This window comes from Halorubrum sp. CGM4_25_10-8A, from assembly GCF_005435025.1.
Classification (GTDB): Archaea; Halobacteriota; Halobacteria; order Halobacteriales; family Haloferacaceae; genus Halorubrum; species Halorubrum ezzemoulense.
The window spans coordinates 256,792-279,486 of the sequence record NZ_SGTX01000002.1 but is presented as its reverse complement, the minus strand read 5'-3'; the positions used below and the strand labels follow the sequence as shown (position 1 = coordinate 279,486).

Here is a 22,695-nt window from a genome sequence, read left to right as displayed (position 1 = left end):
TTTAATGGTTTGTACTGCGTGCGGCGATTCATCTCCTCCCTACTCGCTCCCGATAGTCGCTCCTTGAGGAAGGGGCATTCTCGCCTCAATTCTGGTAAAAAGTCCGATTACGCCGACTCAGTCCGCGCTCGACACCGACACCGTTGCGGTCGTGCCCCGACCCGCATCACCGTCCTCCTCGCCGATCTCGGAGTCGGCCTCGGCCGCCAGCGTCTCCACGTTCGCGAACACGAAGCCCGCGAACCCGACCCGGAGCAGGAGGTCGAGGTACTCCAAGGTCACCGCCGCGGAGAACTGATCGAACAGCCCGGCGATCTGTAACATTGCCCACGCGATCAGGACGCCGAACGCGAACAGCGCGAGGTTCCGCGTCTTCTTGTAAAACAGCTCCCGGGCGGGCGGCTGTCGGGCGGCCGCGCCCGCGATCGGGCCGAAGAACAGCCCGATCAGGACAAGGTACCCGACGAGGATCCCGAGGGTGCCCGCCGTCGCGAGCGCGCCTTCGAACACCTCCGCGAAGTCGTAGCCGAGCCGCATCGCGACGGTGAGCGCGACGATCCCCCAGACGTACCGCCGGCCCGCCCCCGAGACGAACGCCGCGAACCCGAACAGGAAGGGGTACGCGACGTAGTCGGAGAGCAGCTGCCCCGCCTCCAGCGTGCCGCTCCCGACCGAGAACGCCCCGATCCCGGCGCCCCACGTCCCGATCCCGACGCCCGCGAGCGCCACGACCGCGATGAACGGGTAGCAGTACCGCCGCAGCTCGGGGGGTTTACGCCGCGCCAGCGCGAGCAGGACGACGGCGGAGACCGCGTAGACCCCCGCCGAGGCGAACCGCACCGTCGACGGCTCAATCATCGGCGCTCACCTCCGCGTCGCCGGCGGCGCCCGCCGGGGGCTCCGTCCCAGCGTCCGTCCCCGTCGCGGTCGTCGCGGCCGCGACGTCGGCCGCGTCTCCGCGCGTCTCGAACTGCGCGAGCCGCTCGGTGAGCGACGCGGTCCGCTCGGCGAGCGCCGTCGCCGTCTCCGCGAGGTCGCCGACCGTCTCAGCGGTGTCGTCGGCGGTCTCGGCCAGCGTCCGCGCGCGGTCGGCCGCGTCGGTCGCCGAGTTGTGGACCTCCTCGACGCGGGCCGCGACCGACTCGATCCCCTCGGCGCCCTCGTCGGTCGCGCGGGCGATGTCCCCCATCGCGACGTCGACGTCCTCGACGGTGCCGGTGAGTTCCTCGATCGCCTCGCCCGCCGCCCGGACCGCGGCGGTCGTGTCGTCCAGTTCGGTCATCGTCCGGTCCATCTCTCCGGCGACCGCCGACACGTCGTCGGTCACCTCGCCGATCGTCGACTCGATTGCCGTCGTCGACTCGCGCGTCTCCTCGGCGAGCCCCTTTACCTCGTCGGCGACGACCGCGAATCCGTCGCCGTCACCACCCGCTCGCGACGCCTCGATGGAGGCGTTCAGCGCGAGGATGTTGGTCTGCTCAGCGATGTCGGCGATCACGTCGGTCGTCTCCGCGACGCCGTCCATCCGGTCGTCGAGCCCGGCGACGAGGTCGTCGAGCTCTGCCAGCAGGTCGCCGATCTCGACGATCGCCTCGACCGCCTCGGTCGCGCGCTGCTCGCCCTCCTCGCCGAGCTCGGCCGCGGCGCTCGCGTCGCCCGCCACCTCGTCGGTGGTGGAGGCGATCTCCTCGACGGTCGCCGAGAAGTCATCGGTGTCGGCGGCCGTCTCGCGCAGCCGGTCGGTCTGCTCGTCCAACTCGTCGGCGAGCGTTCGCATCTCGTCGGCCACCTCCTCGTTCATCGCGGCCACGTCGTCGGCCTCGGCGGCCATCTCCTCGCTCGTCGCCTCCACGTCGCCCGCGAACGTCTGGATGTCCTCGATCGTCGTCGAGAGCCCGCCGGTCATCTCGTTGTACGCGGCCGTGATGCGCTCGATCGCGTCGACCTCGCTCTCCTCGGAGAGCTGTCGGGAGAGGTCGCCGTCGGCCGCCCGCTCCATCGCGCCGCCGATCTCGTCGGCGCGTTCGAGCAGCGTGTCGGAGAGCTCCTCGGCCTCCTCACGGGCCGTCTCCGCCTCCGACTTCGCGCGTTCGGACTCGGCGACCGCGCCCCGCAGCGACCGCCGGGTCTCGTCGAAGGCGTCGAAGAGTCGCCCGATCTCGTCGCCGCGGTCGGAGCTGGCGCTCGCGTCGAACTTGCCGCGGCCGACGGCCTCGGCCGTCTGCGTCAGCCGCCGGAGCTCGACGGCGACGTTGCCGACTATGACGATCCCCAGTAGGCCCAGGTTCAGGGTGAGGACGACGCCGATCCCCATGAGCGACGCGGTCGCGGCCTCCGGCGTCCCGACCGTCGCGACGTGGCCCGCGAAGAGGCCGACGAACCCGAGCGTGACGACGAGGGTCGAGAGCACCGCCGCCCCGACGCGTCGACCGTACCGCCCGGTGATTACGTTCAGCATGTATGATCGGAGAGTAATAACCACCTTACTTAGGAGTACAGGCGAAATTACCGGGATCGATAATCAGAGCGGCGAGCGTGCGAGCCGCGGGCAGAGCGGTCGGCGATCGGAAATCGAGCGACTGCGAGCCGGCGACGCGCCGGGGCGCGGGCTTTTCCCTCGGCCGTGCCACCCGTATCCATGCCCAGCGTCAGCGAGACCTACATCGAGAACCGCCAGCGCGTCCAGCCCACCCACACGAACAACTACGCGTCGGCCCACGGGGGGAACGTCGTCAAGTGGATGGACGAGATCGGCGCGATGTCGGCGATGCGCGCCGCGGGCGAGACCTGCGTCACGGCCAAGATCAACGAGCTCGACTTCAAGCGGCCGGTGCCGCAGGGGGACACCTGCGTCATCGAGTCGTACGTGTACGCAGTCGGGCGGACGAGCCTCCGGACGCGGATCCGCGCGTACCGCGAGTCGCCGCGGACCGGGGAGCGCGAGCTCACCACGGAGTCGTACTTCGTGTTCGTCGCCGTCGACGCCGACGGGGAGCCGACGCCCGTCCCGGACCTGGAGGTCGCGGGCGAGCGCTGCCGCGAACTCCGCGACGAGGCGCTCGCTGCGGAGCCAGACGAGGACCGCTGAGCGGCCGAGACGACCGATCCAAACGAGGACCACCGAACGTGCGGGCCGACCGCCGCGCGCGCGACGCTCGACGCGTCAGCGGCTGATCCGGTCGGCGCCGTCGATGACGGACGCGACCTCCGCGCGGGTCGTGACCGCGAGGTCGCCGTCGGTCGTCCGCTTCACGGCCGCCGTCGCCGACCCCCACTCCAGGGCCGCGGAGACGTCGCCGCCCCGCAGTCGCTCGGCGACGAACCCGGCGACGAACGCGTCGCCGGTGCCGATCGCGTCGAACGTCTCCGCCTCGAACACCGTCTGCTCGTACACGTCGCCGCCCGTGAGCGCCGTCGCCCCCTCGTCGCCGCGGGTGACCACCACAGTGTCGAGGGCGTGGTCGGTCGCGAGGCCGTGGGCGACCTCGACGGCGTCGCCGTCGCGGTCCAGCACCGCCCGCGCGTCCCGGTGGGGGACGAACAGGGTGTCGACGTGCTCGAACAGCGTCTCGTACGCGTCGCGTGCCTCGTCGGGCCCCCACAGCTTCGACCGGTAGTTCAGGTCGAACGAGCGGGTGGCGCCCGCCTCGCCCGCGCGGCGCAGCAGCGCGGTCGTTGTCTCCGCGGCGGCCGGCGACAGCGCCGGCGTGATCCCCGTCGTGTGGAACCACTCCGCGCCGTCGAGCGGCGCCGCGGGGAGCTCGTCGGGCTCGACGGTCGTGATCGCGGCGTTTGCGCGGTCGTAGATCACGTTCGTCCCGCGCGGGGCGCCGCCGTGTTCGAGGTAGTACGTCCCGACCCGACTCTCGTCCGGGTCCGCCCACGCGACTTCCGGGCTGACCCCGTGACTTCGGAGCTCGCTCGTCACCCGCCGGCCGAGCGGCGAGTCCGGGAGCTTCGACAGCCACGCGGCGTCGACGCCGAGCCGCGCCGCGCCGACCGCGACGTTGCTCTCCGCGCCGCCGGCCTGGACGGCCAGCTCGCGCGTCGTCTCGAGCCGGTCGCCGCGCGGCGGCGACAGCCGGAGCATCGTCTCGCCGAAGGTCACGAGGTCAGTCATCGGCGCCACCCCACACAGCAGGTCTCGAACGTGTTCATACCCGGTGCTACGCTCGACCAATTATAAGAACGGGTGATCGGCGGCGGTCGTCACTCGCGGTCGAGCGCGAACGTCACGCGCTCCCCGTCGACCGCCGCCGTGAGGGCCCCGTCTCGAACGGTCGCCCCCGACGCGCGGTCCGACCCCCCCGTGAGCGTCGCGGCGTCGCCGAGCAGGTCGCCGTCCTCGGCCGAGACGACGGCGAACACGGCCGCGCCGTGCGGCGGCAGCTCGCGCTCGACGACCGGACCGGCAACAACCGAGCCGGAGAGCCCGTCCCAGACGACCCGGTCCGATTCTGGTCCCCCCCTCCACCCGTGCTCGCGCGCGTCGAACCTGACGGTCGACGGCTCGTCCGCCCAATTAAACAGGGCGACGGTCGTGGCCCCGTCGCCCGGCCGGTCGCAGACGACTCGCGACGGGAACCGCTCCTCGTCGAGTCGCCCGACCTCGCCGCCGGTCGCGGGCGGGATCGTCCGTTCGAGAAGCCGGCGGCCGGCCGCACCGATCTCCGCGAGCCGGTCAGAGAACACGTTCACGCCGCCGGTCGCGGCGACGAGCGCCGCGAACGACTCACGCTCGGCCGCGGTGAGGTCGCTCGTGTCTCGGACGAGCTGGCAGTCGGGGTCGTTGAGCCACCACCGCCGGTGGAGAAAGTTTCGGGTGAGTGTGTTGCGGACGGCGTTTTTCAGCCCCGGCTGACTCCCCGACTCCCCCGGCGTCTCCCATGTCGGGTCAGTGTCCGGGCCGACCCGCATGGCGTCGAAGAGCCCGACGCTCGGGGCCATCGGCGCGCCGCAGCCGAGGAGGAACGCGTCGTCGCCGGCCGCCTCGGCGATCGCTTCCACGCCCCGCCGATACGCCTCGATCCGGGTGGCCTCGGGGTCGTGCCGCTCGCCGGGGAGTGCCGCCGCGAAGAGGAAGTCGAGCTTCAGGTAGGTGAATCCCCACTCGTCGACAACCGTCGAGACGGTCTCGCGGAGCCAGTCGAGGACCTCTGGGTGCGTCGTGTCGAGCCCGTACAGCTCGGACCCGGCGCGGAAGCCGCCGTCGACCGGCGTTCCCGGACCGTCGCCAGCGCCGTCCGTCGGCTCCGTGACGAACCAGTCCGGGTGGTCGGCATACAGGTCAGCGCCGGCCTCCACGTAGAACGGCGCGAGCCACAATCCCGGGCGGTACCCCGCGGTCGCGATGTCACCCGCAACGGTGCTCATATCCTCGAACCCGTCGGCGATCGACCGCCAGTCACCGAACGCCTCCATGTAGCCGTCGTCGACTTGGACCACGTCGACCGGGATCTCCCACCCTCTGAGTTCCGCGAGGTTCTCCCGCACGTCCGCCTCGGTGACATCGGTGAAGTAGTGGTACCACGAACACCACCCGGTCGGCGCGCGCTCGGGTACGCGGGCGTCCATCCGCTCGCCGACGCGGTCGGCCAGCGCGGCCAGTCCCTCCCGCAGGTCGCGGTCGGCGTCAACCCACAACGGCGGTAGCTCGGTCCGCTCGCCGGGCGCCAAGCGCGTCCCCTCCAGCGGACACACCGCGCGCAGCGTCGCGACCCCGTCGGCGTCGTCGGCCACCTCGAACCGCGTGCAGAACCGGTCGTGTTCGAGGAACCCCGCCGTGACGCCGCGATCCCCCTCGACGAGCCCGGTCAGGTAGCTGCTGACCCGGTCGTCTGTCGACGCCGCGAGGTCGTTCATCATCGGGGCGTTGTCGGGGTCCTCGATCGGGAACCGCTCTCCGACAGAGAGCGTCCCCGTCGGCGTCCACGACTGGTACCCGTGCCGGTACACACGCGCGTCAGCGCCGAACGCGGTGTCGAACGCGCACGTCACGTCGCCGACTCGGACCGGTTCCTTGCCGGCGTTCTCGACGGTCACGGTCGCGGTCACGCCGCCGCCCTCCGTCGACAGCGACACCGCTGCGACCCGCACCCGCCCGTCTTCCCCGTCGGTCGCCGCCGCGTGGAGGCTCCCGACGAGGAGGTCGCCGGCGTCGTCCGCGACCGTGACCTCGCGGTCGGTCGGGTCGTACGTGACTGCGGTGGTGTGCGCCCTGCCCTCGTTCATATCACACCCTCTCCGTGCCCCCACAAATACCCTGCCACGCGAGCGCCCCGTCGGGCGGAGGCCGACCGCCGTCGACTCCGCCTATCCGAACGCTTAGGTGACACGGTCGACACGGTGAGCCATGCGAACCGGAGTCTGTTACTTCCCGGAACACTGGCCGAGCGAAGAGTGGGAACGCGACATCGCCGCGATGGCCGACGCCGGCCTCGAATACGTGCGGATGGCGGAGTTCTCGTGGGGAGTTCTTGAGCCCGAGCGCGGGGAGTTCGACTTCGGGTGGCTCGACGAGGCGATCGAGCTCGTTGGCGACCACGGGATGGAGGCGGTGTTATGTACGCCGACGGCGACGCCGCCGAAGTGGCTAGTCGACGAGCGGCCGTCGATCCGGCAGGAAGAGCCCGACGGCACCGTCCGTCAACACGGCAGCCGCCGCCACTACTGTTTCAACTCCACCGCCTACCGCGAGGAGACGGCACGGATCGTCGAGCGGGTCACCGAACGGTACGCCGACTCGCCGCACGTCGCCGGCTGGCAGACGGACAACGAGTTCGGCTGTCATCGGACCGTCCGCTGTTACTGCGACGACTGCGCCGAGGCGTTCCGGACGTGGCTCGCGGACCGCTACGGCGACATCGACCGGCTCAACGAGGCGTGGGGGAACGCGTTCTGGAGCCAGCAGTACGGCTCGTTCGAGGAGGTCGACCCGCCGGGGCCGACCCCCGCGGAGCACCACCCCTCACGGCTGCTGGCGTACGCGCGCTTCGCCAGCGACTCGGTCGTCGAGTACAACCGCCTCCAGGCCGGCCTGATACGCGAGGCCGACCCAAACTGGTTCGTTACTCACAACTTCATGGGACGGTTCCCAACGCTGAACGCCTACGACGTGAGCGCGGACCTCGACCGCGTCGCCTGGGACTCCTACCCGACGGGATTCGTTCAGGACCGCTACGACGGGGAGGCGTCGCCGGACCAGCTGCGGGCCGGCGACCCCGACCAGGTGGGGATGGACCACGACCTCTACCGGAGCGCGCTCGACAGGCCGTTCTGGGTGATGGAACAGCAGCCGGGCGACGTCAACTGGCCGCCGCACTGCCCCCAGCCGGGCGAGGGCGCGATGCGGCTGTGGGCCCACCACGCCGCCGCTCACGGGGCCGACGCGGTGCTCTACTTCAGGTGGCGGCGCTGTCTCGAGGGGCAAGAGCAGTACCACGCCGGCCTCCGGAAGGCGGACGGCTCGCCCGACCGCGGGTACGCTGACGCCGCGCGCGCTAGCGAAGAGTTCGCGGCGCTCGACAGCGCCGACCACGTGGACGCGCCGGTGGCGGTCGTCTTCGACTACGACTCCCTGTGGGCACTCGACGCGCAGCCCCACGCCCCGGAGTTCGACTACTGGGCGCTCCAAGAGGCGTTCTACGGCGCCGTCCGCGGTCGCGGCGTCCAGGTGGACGTGGTCCCGCCGAGCGCCGACCTCTCCGGATACGCCGCCGTCGTCGCGCCCGCGCTCCACCTCGTCACCGAGGACCTCGCCGACCGGCTGACCGACTACGTCGCCGGTGGCGGGGAGGTCCTCTTCGGACCCCGAACCGGCGTGAAGGACGCGGAGAACAAGCTCCGACCGACGTCGCAGCCCGGCCCGCTGACCGACCTCGTCGGCGCGGCCGTCGACCAGCACGAGTCGCTGCCGCGGCGCCTCGAAACGGCGGTCCGGCGGGCGGACGGTCCCACGGACGACGGGAGCGATGCCGACGACGGCGCGGCGCCGTCCGCCTCGTTCCGGACTTGGGCCGAGTGGCTCGACCCGGACGCCGCTGAGGTCCGGTACACGTACGAGGTCGACGGGCCGGCGGACGGTCGACCGGCGGTCGTCGCCAACGCGGTCGGCGACGGACGCGTCACCTACTGCGGGGTCTGGCCCGACCCGGACCTGGCGGACGCGCTCGCGTCGGCCCTGCTCGACCGCGCGGGTATTCGTTACGCCGATCGGCTTCCGGACGGCGTCCGCGTCGGCTACCGCGGCGGCCACACGTGGGTGACCAACTTCACGGGCGACCGGCTCCGACTGCCCGGGATCGACCCCGACTCGCTCGCGGTCGACGACGCCGACCGGGACGCCGTCGACGCGGCGGGTGACGGCGGCGAGGAATCGCGCGCTGACACCGCTGTTGTGGGGTCGTACGGAGTCGTCGTCATCGAGGGCGACCGCGTGGACGGTCTGCGGGTCGCTCAGCCGTAGTCGGACACGTCAGTCGAAACATACGGCTCCGCTGAATCCCATTCTTAAACCTTTTCGCCTGAAACAGCCGGTCGTTGAAGAGTGCTACCTGATCGATAGCGGGAGTGAGTGTTGCAGATCGGTGGTGCGAATAAGATATTTAAATAGGCGTACGCCACGGCGTCGATCGTTTATAAATGGACGAAGCGGTCGGCGCGGGCCCGGGAGCGGGCCGGAGGCCCGCGAGCGGCGCCGCGCGAGGGAGTCGGTGGCGGGCGGAGCGAAGCGACGGCCGCCAGCGACGAGGATGGGGAGGTTGAGGCTGCGGTGCTGTTCCGGGGCGGGAATCGAAGGGGCAGCCGCGAAACCGCCACAGGCGACGCAAGCACCGCAGGGAGGGAGTGGCAACGACCGACTGAGGACCGCAGCGAGCGCATCGAGTCCTCCCGACTGGGGCTTTAGAGGTGTTCACCGCGTCGTCGAGCGCCTATAAACAGCTACCAGCAACACCACTCGATCAGTTATAAACGACCGCACTCGCGACCTGCGATACGCACTCCCGCCCTCACCCGTTGCCGTCCCCGTATTGATCACGACGATTCACAGTGTGTGATCGTCGGAGCAGTTCAACAGCCACCAATTCGGAATCTTCCTCGACCGGCTACTCCGAGCGCTCTCGCGCCCGGTAGTCCGGGAGGGTGTCGTCCTGCATCACCGCGCCGCGGCCGCCGTCGACGAGGAGGGCGGCGCCCGTGACGAAGGCGGCGTCCTCGCTCGCGAGGAAGGAAACGGCCCCGGCGACGTCGGCCGGCGTGCCGATCCGGCCGGTCGGGTGGATCGACTCGACCTCCTCGAACCGCCCCTCGGGGAGCTCGTCGCGCGTCCGCTCGATCTCGACCCAGCCCGGCACGACCGTGTTCACCCGGACCCGGGGGCCGAAGTCGACGGCGAGCGACCGCGTCATGCCGTTGATCCCCGCCTTCACCGCGTTGTATGGGAAGTGCGCGGGCATCGTCGCGTACGCGTGGTTTGACGAGACGTTCACGATCGCCCCCCGGTCCATGTGGTCGAGCGCCTCCCGCGCCGCGAGCCAGTACGCACGGAAGTCCGTCTCGACGACGAACGCCCAGTCGTCGAGCGTCGCCTCGTCAGCCGCGGTCTCGGTCTGGACGCCGGCGTTGTTTACGAGCACGTCGAGCGAGCCGTACTCTTCGACGGCCGCCTCGGCGAGCGCCGCCACGTCGTCCGGGTCGCGCATGTCGGCGCGGACGAACGTCACGTCGCCGGCGGGCGCGCGGTCGGCCGACTCATCTGGGGACAGGTCCGCGATCCGGTCGACGACGGCCTCACCGGCCTCGACGGTGCGGCCGCTGACGACGACGTTCGCGCCCTCGGCGGCCAGCCGCTCCGCGATTCCGGCACCGATGCCGCGCGTCGACCCCGTGACGATAGCGGTCTTCCCGGCGAAGCGTCGGGGCACCGCGTGGTCGGTCGGTGATTCGTGTCGGCGGGTCATCGCTCTCTCCCGCGTCGCCGCGTTTGTGTCAGCATCCGGATCACCACTCCGCCACGGAGCCGTCGTCGTGCCGCCAGACGGGGTTGTGCCAGTCAACGTTGCCGTGCTGTTCCCGGACGTGCTCCTCGTCGATCTCGATCCCGAGCCCGTCGCCGCCGGGGATGTCGACGAAGCCGTCGCGGTACTCGAACACCGCCGGGTCGGCGAGGTAGTCCAGCACGTCGCTCGTCTCGTTGTAGTGGATGTCGAGCGACTGCTCCTGGATCAGCGCATTCGGCGTGCAGGCGTCGACCTGAATACAGGACGCGAGCGCGATGGGCCCGAGGGGGCAGTGCGGCGCAATCGACACGTCGTACGCCTCGGCCATGGACGCGATCTTCTTCATCTCGGTGATCCCCCCCGCGTGCGAGACGTCGGGTTGGATCAGGTCCACGGCGTCCGCCTCGAGCACCTCCTTGAAGTCCCACCGCGAGTACATCCGCTCGCCGGTCGCGATCGGGATCGTCGTCGACTGCCGGATCCCCGAGAGCGAGTCGTTGTGCTCGGGCAACACCGGCTCCTCGATGAACATCGGGTCGTAGGGCTCCAACGCGGCCGCAAGCCGCCGAACCATCGGCTTCGACACGCGCCCGTGGAAGTCGACCCCAATGTCGACATCGTCGCCGACGGACTCCCGGACGGCCGCGATCCGGTCGACCGCGTCGTTCACGGTGGCCGGGGTGTCGATCGGCCGCAGCTCCGCGGTCGCGTTCATCTTCAGCGCCGAGAACCCCGCGTCGACCTTCTCGCTGGCGGCCTCGCCGACGTCTGCCGGCCGGTCCCCGCCGATCCACTGGTAGACGCGGATACGGTTGCGCGCGCGGCCGCCGAGCAGCTCGTGGACTGGCGCGCCGAACTGCTTCCCCTTGAGGTCCCACAGCGCCTGGTCGACGCCGGCGATGGCGCTCATCAGCACGGGGCCCCCGCGGTAGAACCCCCCGCGATACATCGCCTGCCAGTGGTCCTCGATCCGCGTCGGGTCCTCGCCGAGCAGGTAGTTGTCGAGCAGCTCCTCAACGGCCGCGACGACCGTGTGCGAGCGCCCTTCCACGATCGGCTCTCCCCAGCCGACGGTACCGTCGCTCGTTGTGAGCTTCAAGAATAGCCAGCGAGGCGGTACTTCGAACAGCTCGTAGTCGGTGATGTACATGATCGCTTAGTTCTGTGTCGTTCCGACGACAGCGCTGTCGACGGAGTCCGTTTTGGTTTTCAGCGCGTCGCCGGTCTCGACGTCGAACAGGTACAGCGCCGCCTCGTCGAAGTCGAACGCGACCTGTGACCCCTCCGCCGGCCGGACCGTTGGGCTGACGCGGGCGGTGAGCTCGTGGCCGCCAATCTCCATGTAGAGGAAGTTCTCGTTCCCCATCGGCTCCACGACCGTCACGTCGGCCGCGTTCCGACCCGATTCGACGACCTCGATGTCCTCCGGCCTGACACCGACACTGACCCGTTCGTGTCCGTCGACCGGCTCCGAGTCGTCGAGCTCGTACGCGAACCCCCCGGGACCCGCAAGGGTACCGTCTTCCACGTCGGCCGTAAGGAGGTTGATGCTCGGCGATCCGATGAAGTCGGCGACAAACCGGTTCACAGGCGAGCGGTACACCTCCTCCGGCGACCCGACCTGCTGGAGTACACCGCCGTCCATCACGGCAATCCGATCGCCCATCGCCATCGCCTCCGTCTGGTCGTGGGTGACGTACACCGTCGTCACGTCAAGGTCGGCCTGTAGCTCCTGTAGCTCGGTCCGCATCTCTGAGCGGAGCTTGGCGTCGAGGTTGCTGAGCGGCTCGTCCATCAGGAACACAGACGGCTCTCGAACGATCGCCCGTCCAAGGGCCACGCGCTGCTGTTGCCCCCCGGAGAGTGCCTTCGGTTTCTCGTCGAGCAACTCGCGTATCCCGAGCATTTCGGCGACGTCCTCAACTTTCGCTTCGATCTCGTCGCCGGTCAGCTTCGTCGAGAGCTTCAGCCCGAAGCCGATGTTACCCCGGACGGTCATGTGCGGGTACAGCGCGTAGTTCTGGAACACCATGGCCACGTCCCGTTCGCTGGCCCGGTACTCCGTGACATCCTCGCCGTCGAACCGTATCGTCCCCGCCGTCGCGTCCTCAAGACCGGCGAGACAGCGGAGCGTCGTCGACTTCCCGCAGCCGGACGGCCCGACCAATACGAGGAACTCGCCGTGGTCGATATCGACGGAGAGGCTCTCCACGGCGACCACGTTCTCGGTTCCGGAGTCGTACACCTTGTCTAATTCGGTAATGTTGATTCCTGACATTGGTTACTCTTTGAGCGACCCCGCGAGGATGCCACTGACGAACTGTTTCTGTAGCACTAAGAACAACACGACCATCGGAACGATGGCAAGCGTCGCCGCCACCATGATCTGGTCGTAGTAAATCCGCTGGAACCCGGTCAGCTGCGCCAGTCCGATGGGGATGGTGTACATGTCTGCCGACTCGAGGATCACGAGCGGGTACAAGAACAGGTCCCACTGGAACAGGAACAGGATGATCGCCAGCGCGGCCAGCGACGACCGCATTGTCGGTAAGGCGATCCGATAGAATATCTGGAACTCCGTCGCGCCGTCCATCCGGGCGGATTCGAGCAGCGCGTCCGGGATCGATTTCATGTTCTGCCGCATGAGGAAGATTCCGATGGGGTTGGCCGCCCACGGGAGGATGATCGCCCGGAAGGTGTTTGTCCAGTCCAGCTGTGCCATCAGCAGGAACAGCGGGATGACGAGCAGCTGGATCGGCAACACGAGCGTCGCCAAGATCGTATAGAAGATCGGTTCCTTGTACTTGAACTCGTACTTGGCGAACGCGAAGCCACCCATCGAACACAACACGAGCGAGAGCAGCGTGTAGACGACGGCGATGAAGACGCTGTTCCGGATCGTACGGACGAAGTCGAGCCGCTCCTGTAGTGCCGCGAAGTTGTCGAGGAATGCGGTGCCGGGAATCAACCGCGGCGGGAACTGGAGGAACTGCTCCTGTGGGAGCGTCGCCGCCACCAGCATCCAGTACAGCGGTACCATCATCACCACAACCATCGTGATGACGAAGGCGTAGGTGAGGAACCGCCAGACCGCGTCCTTCCGGCGTTGATCGCGCATCAGTCCTCACCCCCGAGCTTGATCTGGATGATTGAGAAGATGCTAACGACCACCACGAACACGACCGTAAGCGCACTCGCATAGCCGAGGTTGAAGTTGACGAACGCCTGCCGGTAGATGTACTGGACGATCGTGATTGTCGCGTTCGTCGGGCCGCCGCCAGTGATGACGTACGGCTCGGCGAACAGCTTGAACGTCCCAATCGTCGACAACACGACGACGAATAGCAGCACCGGTTTAAGCTGCGGGAGCGTGACGTAGCGGAACTTCTCCCACCGGTTCGCTCCGTCGATCTCAGCCGCCTCGTACAGCTGCTGTGGGATCGTCTGGAGACCAGCGAGGAGGATAATCATATTGTACCCCGTCCACCGCCACGTCACCGCGGCGATGATCGTGTTCCGAGCCCAAAACTCACTGGTCAACCACGGTATCGGACCGAGCCCGACACCGGAGAGGACGTAGTTCAGGAATCCCAGCTGCTCGTTGAAAAGCAGCAGGAACACCGTCGAGTACGCGACGAGGTTCGCCGAGACCGGCAGCGCGATCGCGGTGCGGAACACTCCCTTGAGACGCATGAACGAGGCGTTCAGCGCGAGTGCGAGCGCAAGTGCAAGCCCAATCATAAGCGGGACCTGAACCGCGAGGATGTACGAGGTGTTGAACATCGACTGCCAGAACAGATCGTTGCCGAGCAGGCGGGCGTAGTTCCCGAGCCCGACAAAATTCAGCTGCGCGATCTGTGGAATCTCGACGTACAGCGGGCCGAGGTCGATCCAGAACAGCGATCCTTCGCCGACGCCCTGATACTCGAAGAACGACAGATACAGCGTGTAAAACACCGGGAAGGCGAGAAACAGCCCGAACAGTACGAAGAACGGTGCGATGAACAGGTACGCGACGCGCGGCAGCGCCGGCATCGCCGCCGTCAGATCCTGCCTGGCGAACCGCACTCTGTCCCATCCCGGTCGCGCCGCTCGTCTGAGCCGTCTCCCGACGCTCTGTATCCTCGCCCGGGCGCGTCGGCGGTACGTCTGCTCGACGCGGTCGTTTGTCTCGTCAGAAGTGGCCATTCGATCGGTCCCTCCGAGTTACGCGAGGTCCCGATCGGTGTTCTCGGCGACAGTCTCCGCGGCCGCCTGGACGGCTTCTTCGGGCGACTGCTCGCCGTTGATCATCCGCTGTAACTCGGTCTCGATGGCCTGTGACACCTCTGGCGTGTCCGCGGTAAACCGGTATCCGGGCGCGTCCTGTGCGACCTCAGCGAAGAGCGCTCGTGCGGGCTGACCGTCGTAGAAGTCCAGTTCCTCGTCGAAAACCGGGTCGTCGTAGGTGGTCTCCAGCGCCGGGAAGAGACCGTACTCGTCATACATCGCCAGCTGCATCTCCTTGGTCGCCAGCGAGAACTCCATGTAGTCCCACCCACGCGCATGGGCCTCGTCGGACACCTGGTCGGCGATCATAAGGTTGGAGCCGCCCCAGTTCGACGCGCGCGGCCCGCCCGACTCCAGCGCGGGGATCTTGAACACTCCCCAGTCGCCCGCGGTGTCGGGAAGCTCGGCCCGCAGAGTCCCTTCCATCCACGCCGCCGAGGGGAGCGAGGCGATCGTCGCGTCGCCGTAGGCGCTGAACCAGGCGGACGTCCATCCTTCAATGTTGGCCGCGATATCGGCGTCATAGATCTCCTTTATATTGCGGGCCACACGGAGCGACTTCTCGTTGTGGATGTTCACCTCGCCGCTCTCGAGGAAGGGCTCGCCGGACAGCTGGCGGAACTGATACCGCCAGACGCCGGAGAGGTCCCCCTCAGGGAGGTTGAGCATATACTGGTCATCCGGGAGCTTCTGGCCCTCCTCGATGAACTCCTCCCACGTCTCGATGCTGTCCGGGTCGATATCGTGTTCGTCGTACACCGACCGGCGGTAATACACCGCCGTGGGACCGGTGTCCCACGGGAGCGCGTAGATGTCGCCGTCGACGGTGAGGGCCTCCCACTTCCCGGAGACGAAGTCGTCCTGAACGCCCGCTTCCTCGATCTCGTCGGTGAGCGGCGCGACGGAGCCCGTGTCGATGAACGACGGGCCGTCGACGGACTCCAACATGGAGACCGCCGGCGCGCCGGAGCCCGAGAGCAGGTTCGTCTGGAGTCGGTCCTTCATCGCGGACCGACCGAACTCCTCGACGGAAACCGTCGCGTCGTTCTCGGACTCGTACTCCTCAGAGGTTATCATCAGCGCTCGCGCGGCAACATCCCACCCCCACACGTTGATCTCCGACGCCATGCCGTTGCCGCCGTCGCTCTCGTCGCTGCCGTCGCTCCCGTCACTGCCGTCGCTCCCGTCGCCGCCGTCGCCGCCGTCTCCCCCACTTCCTGGGTCGCCGGTTCCGATACACCCTGCGAGTCCCGCGAGCCCCGCGAGTCCCGCGCCTTTCATGAGTCTACGTCGCCCGTATTGGGCGTAGTTTGGTTTGTTAGTCATGATCGAACCTGACTATCAGTCTCTTGCGTTACAGCTATATAAAATTACTGGGCATTTGTCCTAAAAACGGCTCAGAACCGCTTCATTTGTGTTTTCACGAGGTGAACAGAGGCGATATATATGCGTTTTTTCGAATTTGTTCCGTCCGAACCCAATAGTGTGAGCATAATGTAATTAATTTATAGACTACAACCATAATATAATACTCTTATCGGTGACTGTGTTCTCCTATACTAAACAAGTGTTATACCGCTGTCTCTCATACCACTCTCAGAAACGATGGGAGATACGGACACCATCACTGTTCAGGCGACGGAGACGTCCATGCAGATCGTCGAGGAACTATACGACCGTGACGGCGCCGGAGTCACCGAGTTAGCCGACGCGATGGACGTCTCGAAAAGCGCGGTTCACAACCACCTCTCGACGCTCCGTACGCTCGGTTACGTGAAGAACACCAACGGGACCTACGAGCTCACCCATCGATTCCTGCGGATCGGGTTCGGGACGAGAGAACGCAATCCCGTCTATCAGGCGGCGCAAAGCGAGATACGAAAACTGGCGCGGAACACAAACGCGGTCGCGAACCTCGTGGTTCCGGAGAACGCGGACGCCGTCTATCTACATCGAATCGGCGCCCGAGACCACCCGATCTCGATCGGTGGGAGCGTCAAGCTCCATGCCGCCGCGGCCGGCAAGGCGATCCTCGCGTTCCGGTCGGCGGACGCGGTCGACGAGTACGTCGGCCGTCACGGCCTCGACCCGAAAACCGACCGGACAGTGACCGACCGGGCGACGCTCCGCTCCGAACTTCGGTCTATCAGGGACCGGAACATCGCGTTCGACCGCGGCGAACTCGACCCGGACTGGCAGTGCGCCGCCTCCCCCGTCGTCGTCGACGGCGACCCTGTGGGCGCGGTCAGCGTCTCCGGCCCGTCAGACGAGATGCAGGGGAAGCGGTTGGAGGAAGACACAGCCGGACTCGTCTCCAGCGCCGCGAAGACTATTGAACTCGAACTGTTGTGACGCGGCGCGACCGCGCTCAACACGGTTTAATTTAATACCCCTCCCCGAAAGATACTCGCCATGCGAACCGACCGACTCGACCGGATCACGGACAGCGGCGTGATCGCCATCCTCCGCGGCGTCGGCGTCGAAGAGGCCCCGGCGGTCGCCGACGCCGTCACCGACGGCGGCGTGACGGCCCTGGAGGTGACGGCGGACACGCCGGACGTGACGGCCGCGATCGAGGCGGTCGCCGAGCGCGTCGACGACGCCGCGGTCGGGGTCGGCACCGTCCTCGACGCGGAGACCGCCCGCGCGGCGCAGCTCGCCGGCGCCGAGTTCGTCGTGACGCCGACGGTGAACCGAGAGGTGATCCGGACCGCGAACCGGTACGGGACGCCGATCGCGGCCGGCGCGTACACGCCGACAGAGGCGATCGAGGCGTTCGAGGCCGGCGCGGACTTCGTGAAGGTGTTCCCGGCGAAGACCGGCGGTCCCGCCCACGTCGCGGCGCTCGGCGGGCCCCTCTCGCAGGTCCCGCTCGTCCCGACCGGCGGCGTGACGGCGGACGACGCCGGCGCGTACGTCGAGGCTGGCGCGGCGGCGGTCGGGGTCGGCGGCGCCATCGTCGATCACGACGCGATCGAGGCGGGGGCGTACGACCGGATCGCCGCGGACGCGCGGGCGGTGGTCGAGGCCGTGTCGGCCGCGCGGGAGTGAACCGGGTGGCTCCGACTCGACGAGGGGGGGTTCCGACCCGACATGCACATATGCCGCCGCGAACGTCGTTCGGGTATGCGTAAGTCCGGACGGGTGTTCCTCGCCGGCGTCGCGGCGGCGGGCGTCGCGGTCGGACTGTTGCTGTTGGTCGGGGCGCCGACCTCGCTGGTCCCGACCGGCGCGCTCGGCGCGGCGATCCCCGTGGCGCTGACGTACGCCGTGATGACAGCGGCCGACGACGACGCTCAGTAGTCGCCGAGCACGCCGAGCCGCCGCGCTCGGCGTGTCGCCAGCTGGAAGACGAGGTATCCTCCGGCGAGGTAGCCCCCGGCGACCGCGACGAGCAGCGCCAGGTCGGCGGGCGGGAACTCCCACAGTCGGGTCCCGTCGACCATCGCGCGCTGGAGCATCGCGCTGCCGTGCGCCAAGGGGAGGACGCGCGTCCACGGGAGATCGAAGACGGGCGCCGAGATCAGCCCGACGAACCCGAACTGGAGGAGGTTGAGCCAGTTGCCGATCCGCTTGTACAGCACCGTCACGCCGCCCGCGGCGAAGCCGAGCCCGAGGACCGAGACGATCGACAGCCCGGCGACGGCGACCACCGTCACCGGCGCGAGGCTGAGCCGCGTCCCGGTCGCGAGGAGCATCACGGCGAGGATCACCGCGCTCGTGAGGAAGGTGCGCACCACCTTCGCGACCCCCTTCAGCAGGGCGACGGGCGCGAAGCCGAACGGCGTGGTGATGTGGCGTTCGAGGGTCCCCCACTGCACTTCGCTGCCGATGTCGTTCGACACCGAGGAGTACGCGCCCACCGACAGCGTCCACAGGAAGTAGCCGACGACGATCCCCTCGATCGAGTCCGCCAGCGCCTGTCCGGCGAGCAGCTGCCCGCCGAGGAACAGCGCGGCGAAGAAGAACAGCGACACCACGATCCCGCCGATCGCGTTGGCCGGGTACCGCACGAAGATCAGGAACTCCCGATAGAGGACCGCCCGCGCCAAGTGGTAGTAGGTGGCCGGCCGGGGCTCGTCGTCCGGCCGCACTCCGTCGCCGGGTTCGGCCGCGGCCGCGCCGCCCGGATCCTCCGGCGGGCTCGTGTCCGCGCTCATCGCCGGTCACCCCCGGACGGGGCGCCGAGGTCGCTCCCCGTGCGTTCGAGGAACACCTCTTCGAGGTCGGGCTGGACCGTGCGGATGTCCGAGACGGTGACGCCGGCCGCCCGCAGCGCGTCGGTCAGGTCGTACAGCCGGTCGCCGCCGGCCGCGACCGTCACCGCGGGCGGGCGCGCCTCGCGGTCGACGTCGAGGACCTCGAACGCCTCGCGGAGGCCCGCGACCGCCTCGGCGTCGAGGTCCGGGCTGGCCACGCGCACCGCGTCGCTCGCGGCCGCGCCGAGCAGCGCCTCCACGCTGTCGTCCGCCACGATCCGCCCGTTCGACAGCATGACGACGCGGTCGCACACCGCCTCGATCGTCGTCATGTCGTGGCTGCTGACGACGATGGTGAGCCCCTCCTCGACCGCCAGCCGGCGTAACTCGGCCCGGAGCGTCCGCGCGCTCTCCACGTCGAGCCCGAGCGTCGGCTCGTCGAGGAAGACCAGCTCCGCGCCGCCCGCCAGCACGCTCGCCAGCGACACCTTCTGTTTCATGCCGCGCGAGAGGTCCCGAACGGGCGTGTCCGCCTTGTCGGCCAGGTCGAGCCGGTCGAGCAGGCGGTCGTGACGCGCCGCCACGGAGTCGGGGTCGACTCCGCTGATCGTCGCGAAGTACCGGAGGTTCTCCCGGACCGTGAGCCGCCAGTAGTCGTTGCGCGCGCCCTCCAACATCGCGTCCACGTCGGCGTAGGCCGCGCGGCGGCCGTCGCCCACGTCGTTGCCGAACACCCGGACCGACCCCGCGTCGGGGACGACGATGCCCAGCGCGCACTTGATCAGCGTCGTCTTACCCGCGCCGTTCGGTCCGAGCAGCCCGACGACGGAGCCGCGCTCGACCGCGAGACTCACGTCGTCGACCGCCGTCACCGCGTCGTCGCCGTCGCCGAACCGCTTCGTGAGCCGCTCGACCGAGAGGGCGGGCGGGCCGGTCAGCCCGTCCGTCGACGCGTCGTCGTCCGCGCTCCGGGTCTCGTCGCGCTTGCGGGGACCATCGCTCGCGCTCGCCGCGCTCCGTGCCATTGATCCGGGGTACGAGCCGAGCGGGGATATATCCGCGCTCGCGCCCCAACGCGGACATGGACCTCGACCAGTTCGCGGCGGACGCCCCCGACGACGACGCGCCCGGCGACGCCCGCGTCTGCGTCGTCGCGACCCAGCCGGACACCTTCGAGCGCTGTCGCGCCGGCTTCTACCCCGCGCCGCGCTCGTACGACCGCACCCGCGCCGACTTCGCGTACATGGCCTTCTACCGGACCGAACCGGTGTCGGCGGTCACGCACTACGCCCGCGTCACGGCCCGCACCGAGCAGACCCGCGGTGAGCCCGGCCCGATGGACGAGGCCGACTGGAAGGCGCTCATCGACCCGTTTTCGGAGGAGCGCGTGGTCGTCGTCTTCGAGTTCGACGACCTCGTGCCGCTGGAGCGCCCGGTCGAGAACGACCTGAACGGCGTGCGCGGCGCGTGGTACTGCGCGGTCGACGACCTCCGCGAGGCCGGGACGCTGTCGGCGCTGCGCGAGCGGGCGGAGACCTGACCGGCCGGTCGTGATCACCGGCTCTACTGAGATACGCCGCGACGGCCGGGCGGACCCGCGAGACGGCACCTGAGCAGACCGAATTTTATTATCGACGAGACTCAGGGCGTTCACGATGCGGTACGGTGCCCTCCTCGCCCTCTGCGTGGTACTCGCGGGATGCGGCGGGTCGCTCGGACCCGGGTCGGCGCCGGCAGACGACGTCTGCCGCGGGGCCACGGGGGCCGAGACTCCCGAGTCGGTAGCCAGCACTGCGCCTCCCGACGCCTCCCGGGTCGAGGTCCGAGGTGACGGAGACAGGCTCCCGGTGAACGCCACCGTGGTCTGGCTGCGCGTGCTCGACCTCCACGGACTGTCGCCCGCGGAGGTTCCCGCCCCTGTTGTCAGGGTCGCTCCGGCCAGCGAGCAGACCTTCTCGCAGACCGATCTGGACGGGAACATGGACCGCTTCGGCAACCTGATCGGGTTAAACGAGAACCAGAGTCGAGACGTGACGCTGACCAGCCCCGACGGCTACGTCGCTCCCCCGGATTTCACCGACGGTAATTACTCGAGAGTGAACGTGGGGATCGGCGGGGACGACCCCGTCGCTGACGTCGAGGCCACGCTCGCCCACGAGTACGTACACGTCGTCCAGATCGAGACCGATTTCTGTTTGACCGACGAGGAACTGACACAGGTTCAGGCGAACGTCTCACCGGGGATGTTCGCCGCCGTCCGCGAGGGGGCCGCAGAGTACGTCGCCGATGTCTACGCCGAGCGCTACCTGGAGGGGATCGATCTCAGGGCCGAGCGCCGGGCGGCCTACGAGCGGGCCAGACCGAACGCCTGGAAGCTGTCCAGGGCCGGCTACTATTACGGCTATCGCCACGTCGCGGCCCGCGCCGAGTCGCCGCGACAGCTGCCGGCCGTGTACGAGACGCCCCCGGAGACGACGGAGCAGCTCGTTCACGGGCTGCGACCCGACGAAGCGCCGCCGGTTCCCCTGTCAGTCCGAGCCGGAGAGAAGTGGCAATCCCGCGGGACCGTCGGCGAGCTCCGCCTCCAGGTCGCGCTGACGGAGGGGGTGGCAGAATCGCGCGCTGCCGAGGCCGCGGCGGGGTGGGGCAACGACACGCTCCTGCGACGCGGTGACGACTACGTCTGGATCGTGCGGATGGACGACGCCGCGAACGCCTCCGATCTCGAAACGGCGCTGGAGTCCCACGTCGACGGGCTCGCGGCCGCCACCGATCCGATCGGCCGACCGTCGGACATCGCATACCGGGTCGTGCGGGTGGACGAGGAGACGCTGGGGCTCGTCGTCGGTGAGTCAACGACCGTCGAGAGCCTCCGTATTTCGGCTGAGGGCGAGGCGGTAAACGTCTCCACCGAGGCCGCGTAGCCGCCGGCCTCGGCGGCGGTTCGGTTTCGAGCGCGCCCCTCGACCGTGCGTCGCCTCAGTTCGTATCGAGGGTCGGGTCGAAGAGCGTCTCGACCCGGCAGTCGAAGTGTGCGGCGAGTTTGAACGCCAGTTCGAGCGAGGGGTCGTACCGCTCGCGCTCGATCGCGTTGATCGTCTGGCGGGACACGTCGACGGCGTCCGCGAGGTCGGCCTGGCTGAGACCGCGTTCCTCTCGGCGCTCCCTGACGCTGTTTTTCATCTGTATCGTAACCAGCCGTAGGTGAGCGCGAACAGTCCCGACTGGACCGCGATCGCCAGTAGCGCCCCGTCGAACGCCGGCGGCGGCGTGTACACGTCGATCTCCGAGAGGACCACCATCGTCGGCCAGAGCAGGATCATCCCCAAGGTGAAGACGGTCGCAGCGAGGGCTATCGCCCGGCGTTCGAGCGCGCGGTCGCGCTCGTCGAACAGGGGGACTGAGGTCCCCTGCCAGACCGCCAGAAAGCCGGCGAACCCCGCCCAGTACAGCGCGACTCCCACGACGGGGTACCCGACAGACTCGGCGGAGATAAACCCGAGGGTCCCGGCGAGGACGCTACCGGCCATCAGCCGGCGGTACCGGCGGATCCGGGCCTGTCTGGACGAGCCGCTCACGGCAGCAACCTCCGGACGCTCCAGTACAGGCCCTGTGCGGCGTCTCGGAGGGCCCCGGTCGGCGACAGCCCCGCGTCGGGGTCCGCGGCGGGCTCGAACTCGGTCCGGAGAGCGGACGCCGTGACGCGGCACACCGCTCCCGTGTGGACCCGACGACCGTCGGCGTCGCCGACCCGGAGGAGCGTCGCGCCGTCGGTGGCCCCGACGACGCGATAGACGCCGGGGTCGTGATCGCCGTCAGTGGGGCGGTAGTGTGCGCCGACGTCCACGGTCAGCACCCCTGTGACGCCACGGTCCCGTCGTGATCGACCAGCTGTGAGAGGAGGGCCGGCAGCGCGATCCAGCACGCGGCCGAGACGGCGAACGCGACCACGAGGCCGTCGATCGGCCCGACGGCGAGCCGGTCTTCGAAGTGGACGAGAGGGGTGATGGCGACGCCGCCCACGAGCAGCTGGAGGTACCAGGGCAGCGCCTCCAGCGTCGCGTGGTCGCCGAGCCGCCGTTCGATGGCGAATCCGGCCGCGAGTACAGCCACGAACACGGCGATACTCGCGAGGAGTGCGGTGGCCATCAGCGCTCACCCCCGTCAACGGCGGTGGTTCCCTGTCGATGCGTTCGAGAGCGGAGAGCGTCGTTCATTGGTGGTTTCCG

General features: G+C 68.8%; 23 protein-coding genes. 7 read left to right on the top strand and 16 right to left on the bottom strand.

Going from position 1 to position 22,695, the window contains the following annotated elements:
- Nucleotides 1-117: 117 nt before the first annotated feature.
- Nucleotides 118-858 (bottom strand): bacteriorhodopsin, encoded by a 741-nt coding sequence (locus EXE52_RS03685; protein WP_137703442.1) that lies wholly within the window; start codon nt 856-858, stop codon nt 118-120.
- A complete protein-coding gene (locus EXE52_RS03680; protein ID WP_137703441.1) occupies nt 851-2,458 on the bottom strand; it encodes a methyl-accepting chemotaxis protein in 1,608 nt (535 codons plus the stop codon). Before EXE52_RS03680 ends, EXE52_RS03685 begins: the two co-directional genes overlap by 8 nt.
- Nucleotides 2,459-2,638: 180 nt before the next feature.
- On the opposite strand from EXE52_RS03680, the gene EXE52_RS03675 reads away from it, so the two are divergent.
- A complete protein-coding gene (locus tag EXE52_RS03675; RefSeq protein ID WP_049931896.1) occupies nt 2,639-3,088 on the top strand; it encodes an acyl-CoA thioesterase in 450 nt (149 codons plus the stop codon).
- 75 nt (nt 3,089-3,163) lie between these two features.
- On the opposite strand, the gene kdgK1 is transcribed toward EXE52_RS03675, so the two are convergent.
- Nucleotides 3,164-4,120: a bifunctional 2-dehydro-3-deoxygluconokinase/2-dehydro-3-deoxygalactonokinase gene (gene kdgK1 / locus EXE52_RS03670; RefSeq protein ID WP_137703440.1), complete on the bottom strand. Its 957-nt coding sequence runs from the start codon at nt 4,118-4,120 to the stop codon at nt 3,164-3,166.
- A gap of 89 nt (nt 4,121-4,209) precedes the next feature.
- Nucleotides 4,210-6,231, bottom strand: coding sequence for a glycoside hydrolase family 36 protein (locus EXE52_RS03665; protein WP_137691265.1), 2,022 nt, complete (start codon nt 6,229-6,231; stop codon nt 4,210-4,212).
- A gap of 121 nt (nt 6,232-6,352) precedes the next feature.
- Here EXE52_RS03665 and bga point away from each other — a divergent pair, with 121 nt between their 5' ends.
- Nucleotides 6,353-8,464 carry a beta-galactosidase Bga gene (bga, locus tag EXE52_RS03660; RefSeq protein WP_137703439.1) on the top strand — a complete coding sequence of 704 codons (2,112 nt, stop codon included), beginning with the start codon at nt 6,353-6,355 and terminating at the stop codon, nt 8,462-8,464.
- A gap of 640 nt (nt 8,465-9,104) precedes the next feature.
- Here bga and EXE52_RS03655 read toward each other — a convergent pair.
- From EXE52_RS03655 to EXE52_RS03630, 6 genes are read right to left on the bottom strand one after another with little or no spacing between them, the layout of a single operon-like run.
- Complete coding sequence (locus EXE52_RS03655; RefSeq protein ID WP_094494349.1) at nt 9,105-9,959, bottom strand: SDR family NAD(P)-dependent oxidoreductase; 855 nt, start codon at nt 9,957-9,959, stop codon at nt 9,105-9,107.
- Between the two features lie 40 nt (nt 9,960-9,999).
- Nucleotides 10,000-11,148, bottom strand: a complete 1,149-nt coding sequence (gene dgoD / locus EXE52_RS03650) for a galactonate dehydratase (RefSeq protein WP_049931892.1) — start codon at nt 11,146-11,148, stop codon at nt 10,000-10,002.
- 6 nt (nt 11,149-11,154) lie between these two features.
- Nucleotides 11,155-12,276, bottom strand: coding sequence for an ABC transporter ATP-binding protein (locus EXE52_RS03645; protein WP_086215462.1), 1,122 nt, complete (start codon nt 12,274-12,276; stop codon nt 11,155-11,157).
- Nucleotides 12,277-12,279: 3 nt separating this feature from the next.
- On the bottom strand, nt 12,280-13,116 hold the full coding sequence (locus EXE52_RS03640; protein WP_049931890.1) for a carbohydrate ABC transporter permease: 837 nt from the start codon (nt 13,114-13,116) through the stop codon (nt 12,280-12,282).
- Complete coding sequence (locus EXE52_RS03635) at nt 13,116-14,186, bottom strand: carbohydrate ABC transporter permease (protein ID WP_049931889.1); 1,071 nt, start codon at nt 14,184-14,186, stop codon at nt 13,116-13,118. Before EXE52_RS03635 ends, EXE52_RS03640 begins: the two co-directional genes overlap by 1 nt.
- Nucleotides 14,187-14,204: 18 nt before the next feature.
- Nucleotides 14,205-15,548 (bottom strand): extracellular solute-binding protein, encoded by a 1,344-nt coding sequence (locus EXE52_RS03630; protein WP_137703438.1) that lies wholly within the window; start codon nt 15,546-15,548, stop codon nt 14,205-14,207.
- Nucleotides 15,549-15,872: 324 nt separating this feature from the next.
- Here EXE52_RS03630 and EXE52_RS03625 point away from each other — a divergent pair, with 324 nt between their 5' ends.
- From EXE52_RS03625 to EXE52_RS18210, 3 genes are all read left to right on the top strand, one after another.
- Complete coding sequence (locus tag EXE52_RS03625; RefSeq protein WP_049931886.1) at nt 15,873-16,619, top strand: IclR family transcriptional regulator; 747 nt, start codon at nt 15,873-15,875, stop codon at nt 16,617-16,619.
- 60 nt (nt 16,620-16,679) lie between these two features.
- Nucleotides 16,680-17,318, top strand: a complete 639-nt coding sequence (locus EXE52_RS03620; RefSeq protein WP_049931885.1) for a bifunctional 4-hydroxy-2-oxoglutarate aldolase/2-dehydro-3-deoxy-phosphogluconate aldolase — start codon at nt 16,680-16,682, stop codon at nt 17,316-17,318.
- 75 nt (nt 17,319-17,393) lie between these two features.
- Nucleotides 17,394-17,570, top strand: a complete 177-nt coding sequence (locus tag EXE52_RS18210) for a hypothetical protein (RefSeq protein WP_155120039.1) — start codon at nt 17,394-17,396, stop codon at nt 17,568-17,570.
- Here the strand turns inward: EXE52_RS18210 and EXE52_RS03615 are convergent.
- Complete coding sequence (locus EXE52_RS03615; RefSeq protein ID WP_049931883.1) at nt 17,564-18,427, bottom strand: ABC transporter permease; 864 nt, start codon at nt 18,425-18,427, stop codon at nt 17,564-17,566. The genes EXE52_RS18210 and EXE52_RS03615 overlap by 7 nt on opposite strands.
- Nucleotides 18,424-19,491: an ABC transporter ATP-binding protein gene (locus EXE52_RS03610; RefSeq protein ID WP_086215459.1), complete on the bottom strand. Its 1,068-nt coding sequence runs from the start codon at nt 19,489-19,491 to the stop codon at nt 18,424-18,426. Before EXE52_RS03610 ends, EXE52_RS03615 begins: the two co-directional genes overlap by 4 nt.
- 56 nt (nt 19,492-19,547) lie before the next feature.
- Between EXE52_RS03610 and EXE52_RS03605 the strand changes: the two genes are divergently transcribed.
- Nucleotides 19,548-20,006: a hypothetical protein gene (locus EXE52_RS03605; protein WP_049931879.1), complete on the top strand. Its 459-nt coding sequence runs from the start codon at nt 19,548-19,550 to the stop codon at nt 20,004-20,006.
- A gap of 115 nt (nt 20,007-20,121) precedes the next feature.
- On the top strand, nt 20,122-21,390 hold the full coding sequence (locus tag EXE52_RS03600; protein ID WP_089308865.1) for a hypothetical protein: 1,269 nt from the start codon (nt 20,122-20,124) through the stop codon (nt 21,388-21,390).
- 55 nt (nt 21,391-21,445) lie between these two features.
- Here EXE52_RS03600 and EXE52_RS03595 read toward each other — a convergent pair whose 3' ends face one another.
- The 4 genes from EXE52_RS03595 to EXE52_RS03580 are packed head-to-tail and all read right to left on the bottom strand — an operon-like array spanning nt 21,446 to nt 22,615.
- A complete protein-coding gene (locus EXE52_RS03595; protein WP_049931877.1) occupies nt 21,446-21,649 on the bottom strand; it encodes a helix-turn-helix transcriptional regulator in 204 nt (67 codons plus the stop codon).
- Nucleotides 21,646-22,044, bottom strand: a complete 399-nt coding sequence (locus EXE52_RS03590) for a hypothetical protein (protein WP_089308864.1) — start codon at nt 22,042-22,044, stop codon at nt 21,646-21,648. The genes EXE52_RS03595 and EXE52_RS03590 overlap by 4 nt, the downstream gene beginning before the upstream one ends.
- On the bottom strand, nt 22,041-22,313 hold the full coding sequence (locus tag EXE52_RS03585; RefSeq protein WP_199237918.1) for a hypothetical protein: 273 nt from the start codon (nt 22,311-22,313) through the stop codon (nt 22,041-22,043). The genes EXE52_RS03590 and EXE52_RS03585 overlap by 4 nt, the downstream gene beginning before the upstream one ends.
- Before the next feature lie 2 nt (nt 22,314-22,315).
- Nucleotides 22,316-22,615 (bottom strand): hypothetical protein, encoded by a 300-nt coding sequence (locus EXE52_RS03580; RefSeq protein ID WP_089308862.1) that lies wholly within the window; start codon nt 22,613-22,615, stop codon nt 22,316-22,318.
- Nucleotides 22,616-22,695 lie beyond the last annotated feature (80 nt).

Coding starts and splice junctions, on each gene's coding strand:
- EXE52_RS03685 (WP_137703442.1), bottom strand. CDS start 858: ATGATTGAGCCGTCGACGGTGCGGTTCGCCTCGGCGGGGGTCTACGCG.
- EXE52_RS03680 (WP_137703441.1), bottom strand. CDS start 2,458: ATGCTGAACGTAATCACCGGGCGGTACGGTCGACGCGTCGGGGCGGCG.
- EXE52_RS03675 (WP_049931896.1), top strand. CDS start 2,639: ATGCCCAGCGTCAGCGAGACCTACATCGAGAACCGCCAGCGCGTCCAG.
- kdgK1 (WP_137703440.1), bottom strand. CDS start 4,120: ATGACTGACCTCGTGACCTTCGGCGAGACGATGCTCCGGCTGTCGCCG.
- EXE52_RS03665 (WP_137691265.1), bottom strand. CDS start 6,231: ATGAACGAGGGCAGGGCGCACACCACCGCAGTCACGTACGACCCGACC.
- bga (WP_137703439.1), top strand. CDS start 6,353: ATGCGAACCGGAGTCTGTTACTTCCCGGAACACTGGCCGAGCGAAGAG.
- EXE52_RS03655 (WP_094494349.1), bottom strand. CDS start 9,959: ATGACCCGCCGACACGAATCACCGACCGACCACGCGGTGCCCCGACGC.
- dgoD (WP_049931892.1), bottom strand. CDS start 11,148: ATGTACATCACCGACTACGAGCTGTTCGAAGTACCGCCTCGCTGGCTA.
- EXE52_RS03645 (WP_086215462.1), bottom strand. CDS start 12,276: ATGTCAGGAATCAACATTACCGAATTAGACAAGGTGTACGACTCCGGA.
- EXE52_RS03640 (WP_049931890.1), bottom strand. CDS start 13,116: ATGCGCGATCAACGCCGGAAGGACGCGGTCTGGCGGTTCCTCACCTAC.
- EXE52_RS03635 (WP_049931889.1), bottom strand. CDS start 14,186: ATGGCCACTTCTGACGAGACAAACGACCGCGTCGAGCAGACGTACCGC.
- EXE52_RS03630 (WP_137703438.1), bottom strand. CDS start 15,548: ATGAAAGGCGCGGGACTCGCGGGGCTCGCGGGACTCGCAGGGTGTATC.
- EXE52_RS03625 (WP_049931886.1), top strand. CDS start 15,873: ATGGGAGATACGGACACCATCACTGTTCAGGCGACGGAGACGTCCATG.
- EXE52_RS03620 (WP_049931885.1), top strand. CDS start 16,680: ATGCGAACCGACCGACTCGACCGGATCACGGACAGCGGCGTGATCGCC.
- EXE52_RS18210 (WP_155120039.1), top strand. CDS start 17,394: ATGCGTAAGTCCGGACGGGTGTTCCTCGCCGGCGTCGCGGCGGCGGGC.
- EXE52_RS03615 (WP_049931883.1), bottom strand. CDS start 18,427: ATGAGCGCGGACACGAGCCCGCCGGAGGATCCGGGCGGCGCGGCCGCG.
- EXE52_RS03610 (WP_086215459.1), bottom strand. CDS start 19,491: ATGGCACGGAGCGCGGCGAGCGCGAGCGATGGTCCCCGCAAGCGCGAC.
- EXE52_RS03605 (WP_049931879.1), top strand. CDS start 19,548: ATGGACCTCGACCAGTTCGCGGCGGACGCCCCCGACGACGACGCGCCC.
- EXE52_RS03600 (WP_089308865.1), top strand. CDS start 20,122: ATGCGGTACGGTGCCCTCCTCGCCCTCTGCGTGGTACTCGCGGGATGC.
- EXE52_RS03595 (WP_049931877.1), bottom strand. CDS start 21,649: ATGAAAAACAGCGTCAGGGAGCGCCGAGAGGAACGCGGTCTCAGCCAG.
- EXE52_RS03580 (WP_089308862.1), bottom strand. CDS start 22,615: ATGGCCACCGCACTCCTCGCGAGTATCGCCGTGTTCGTGGCTGTACTC.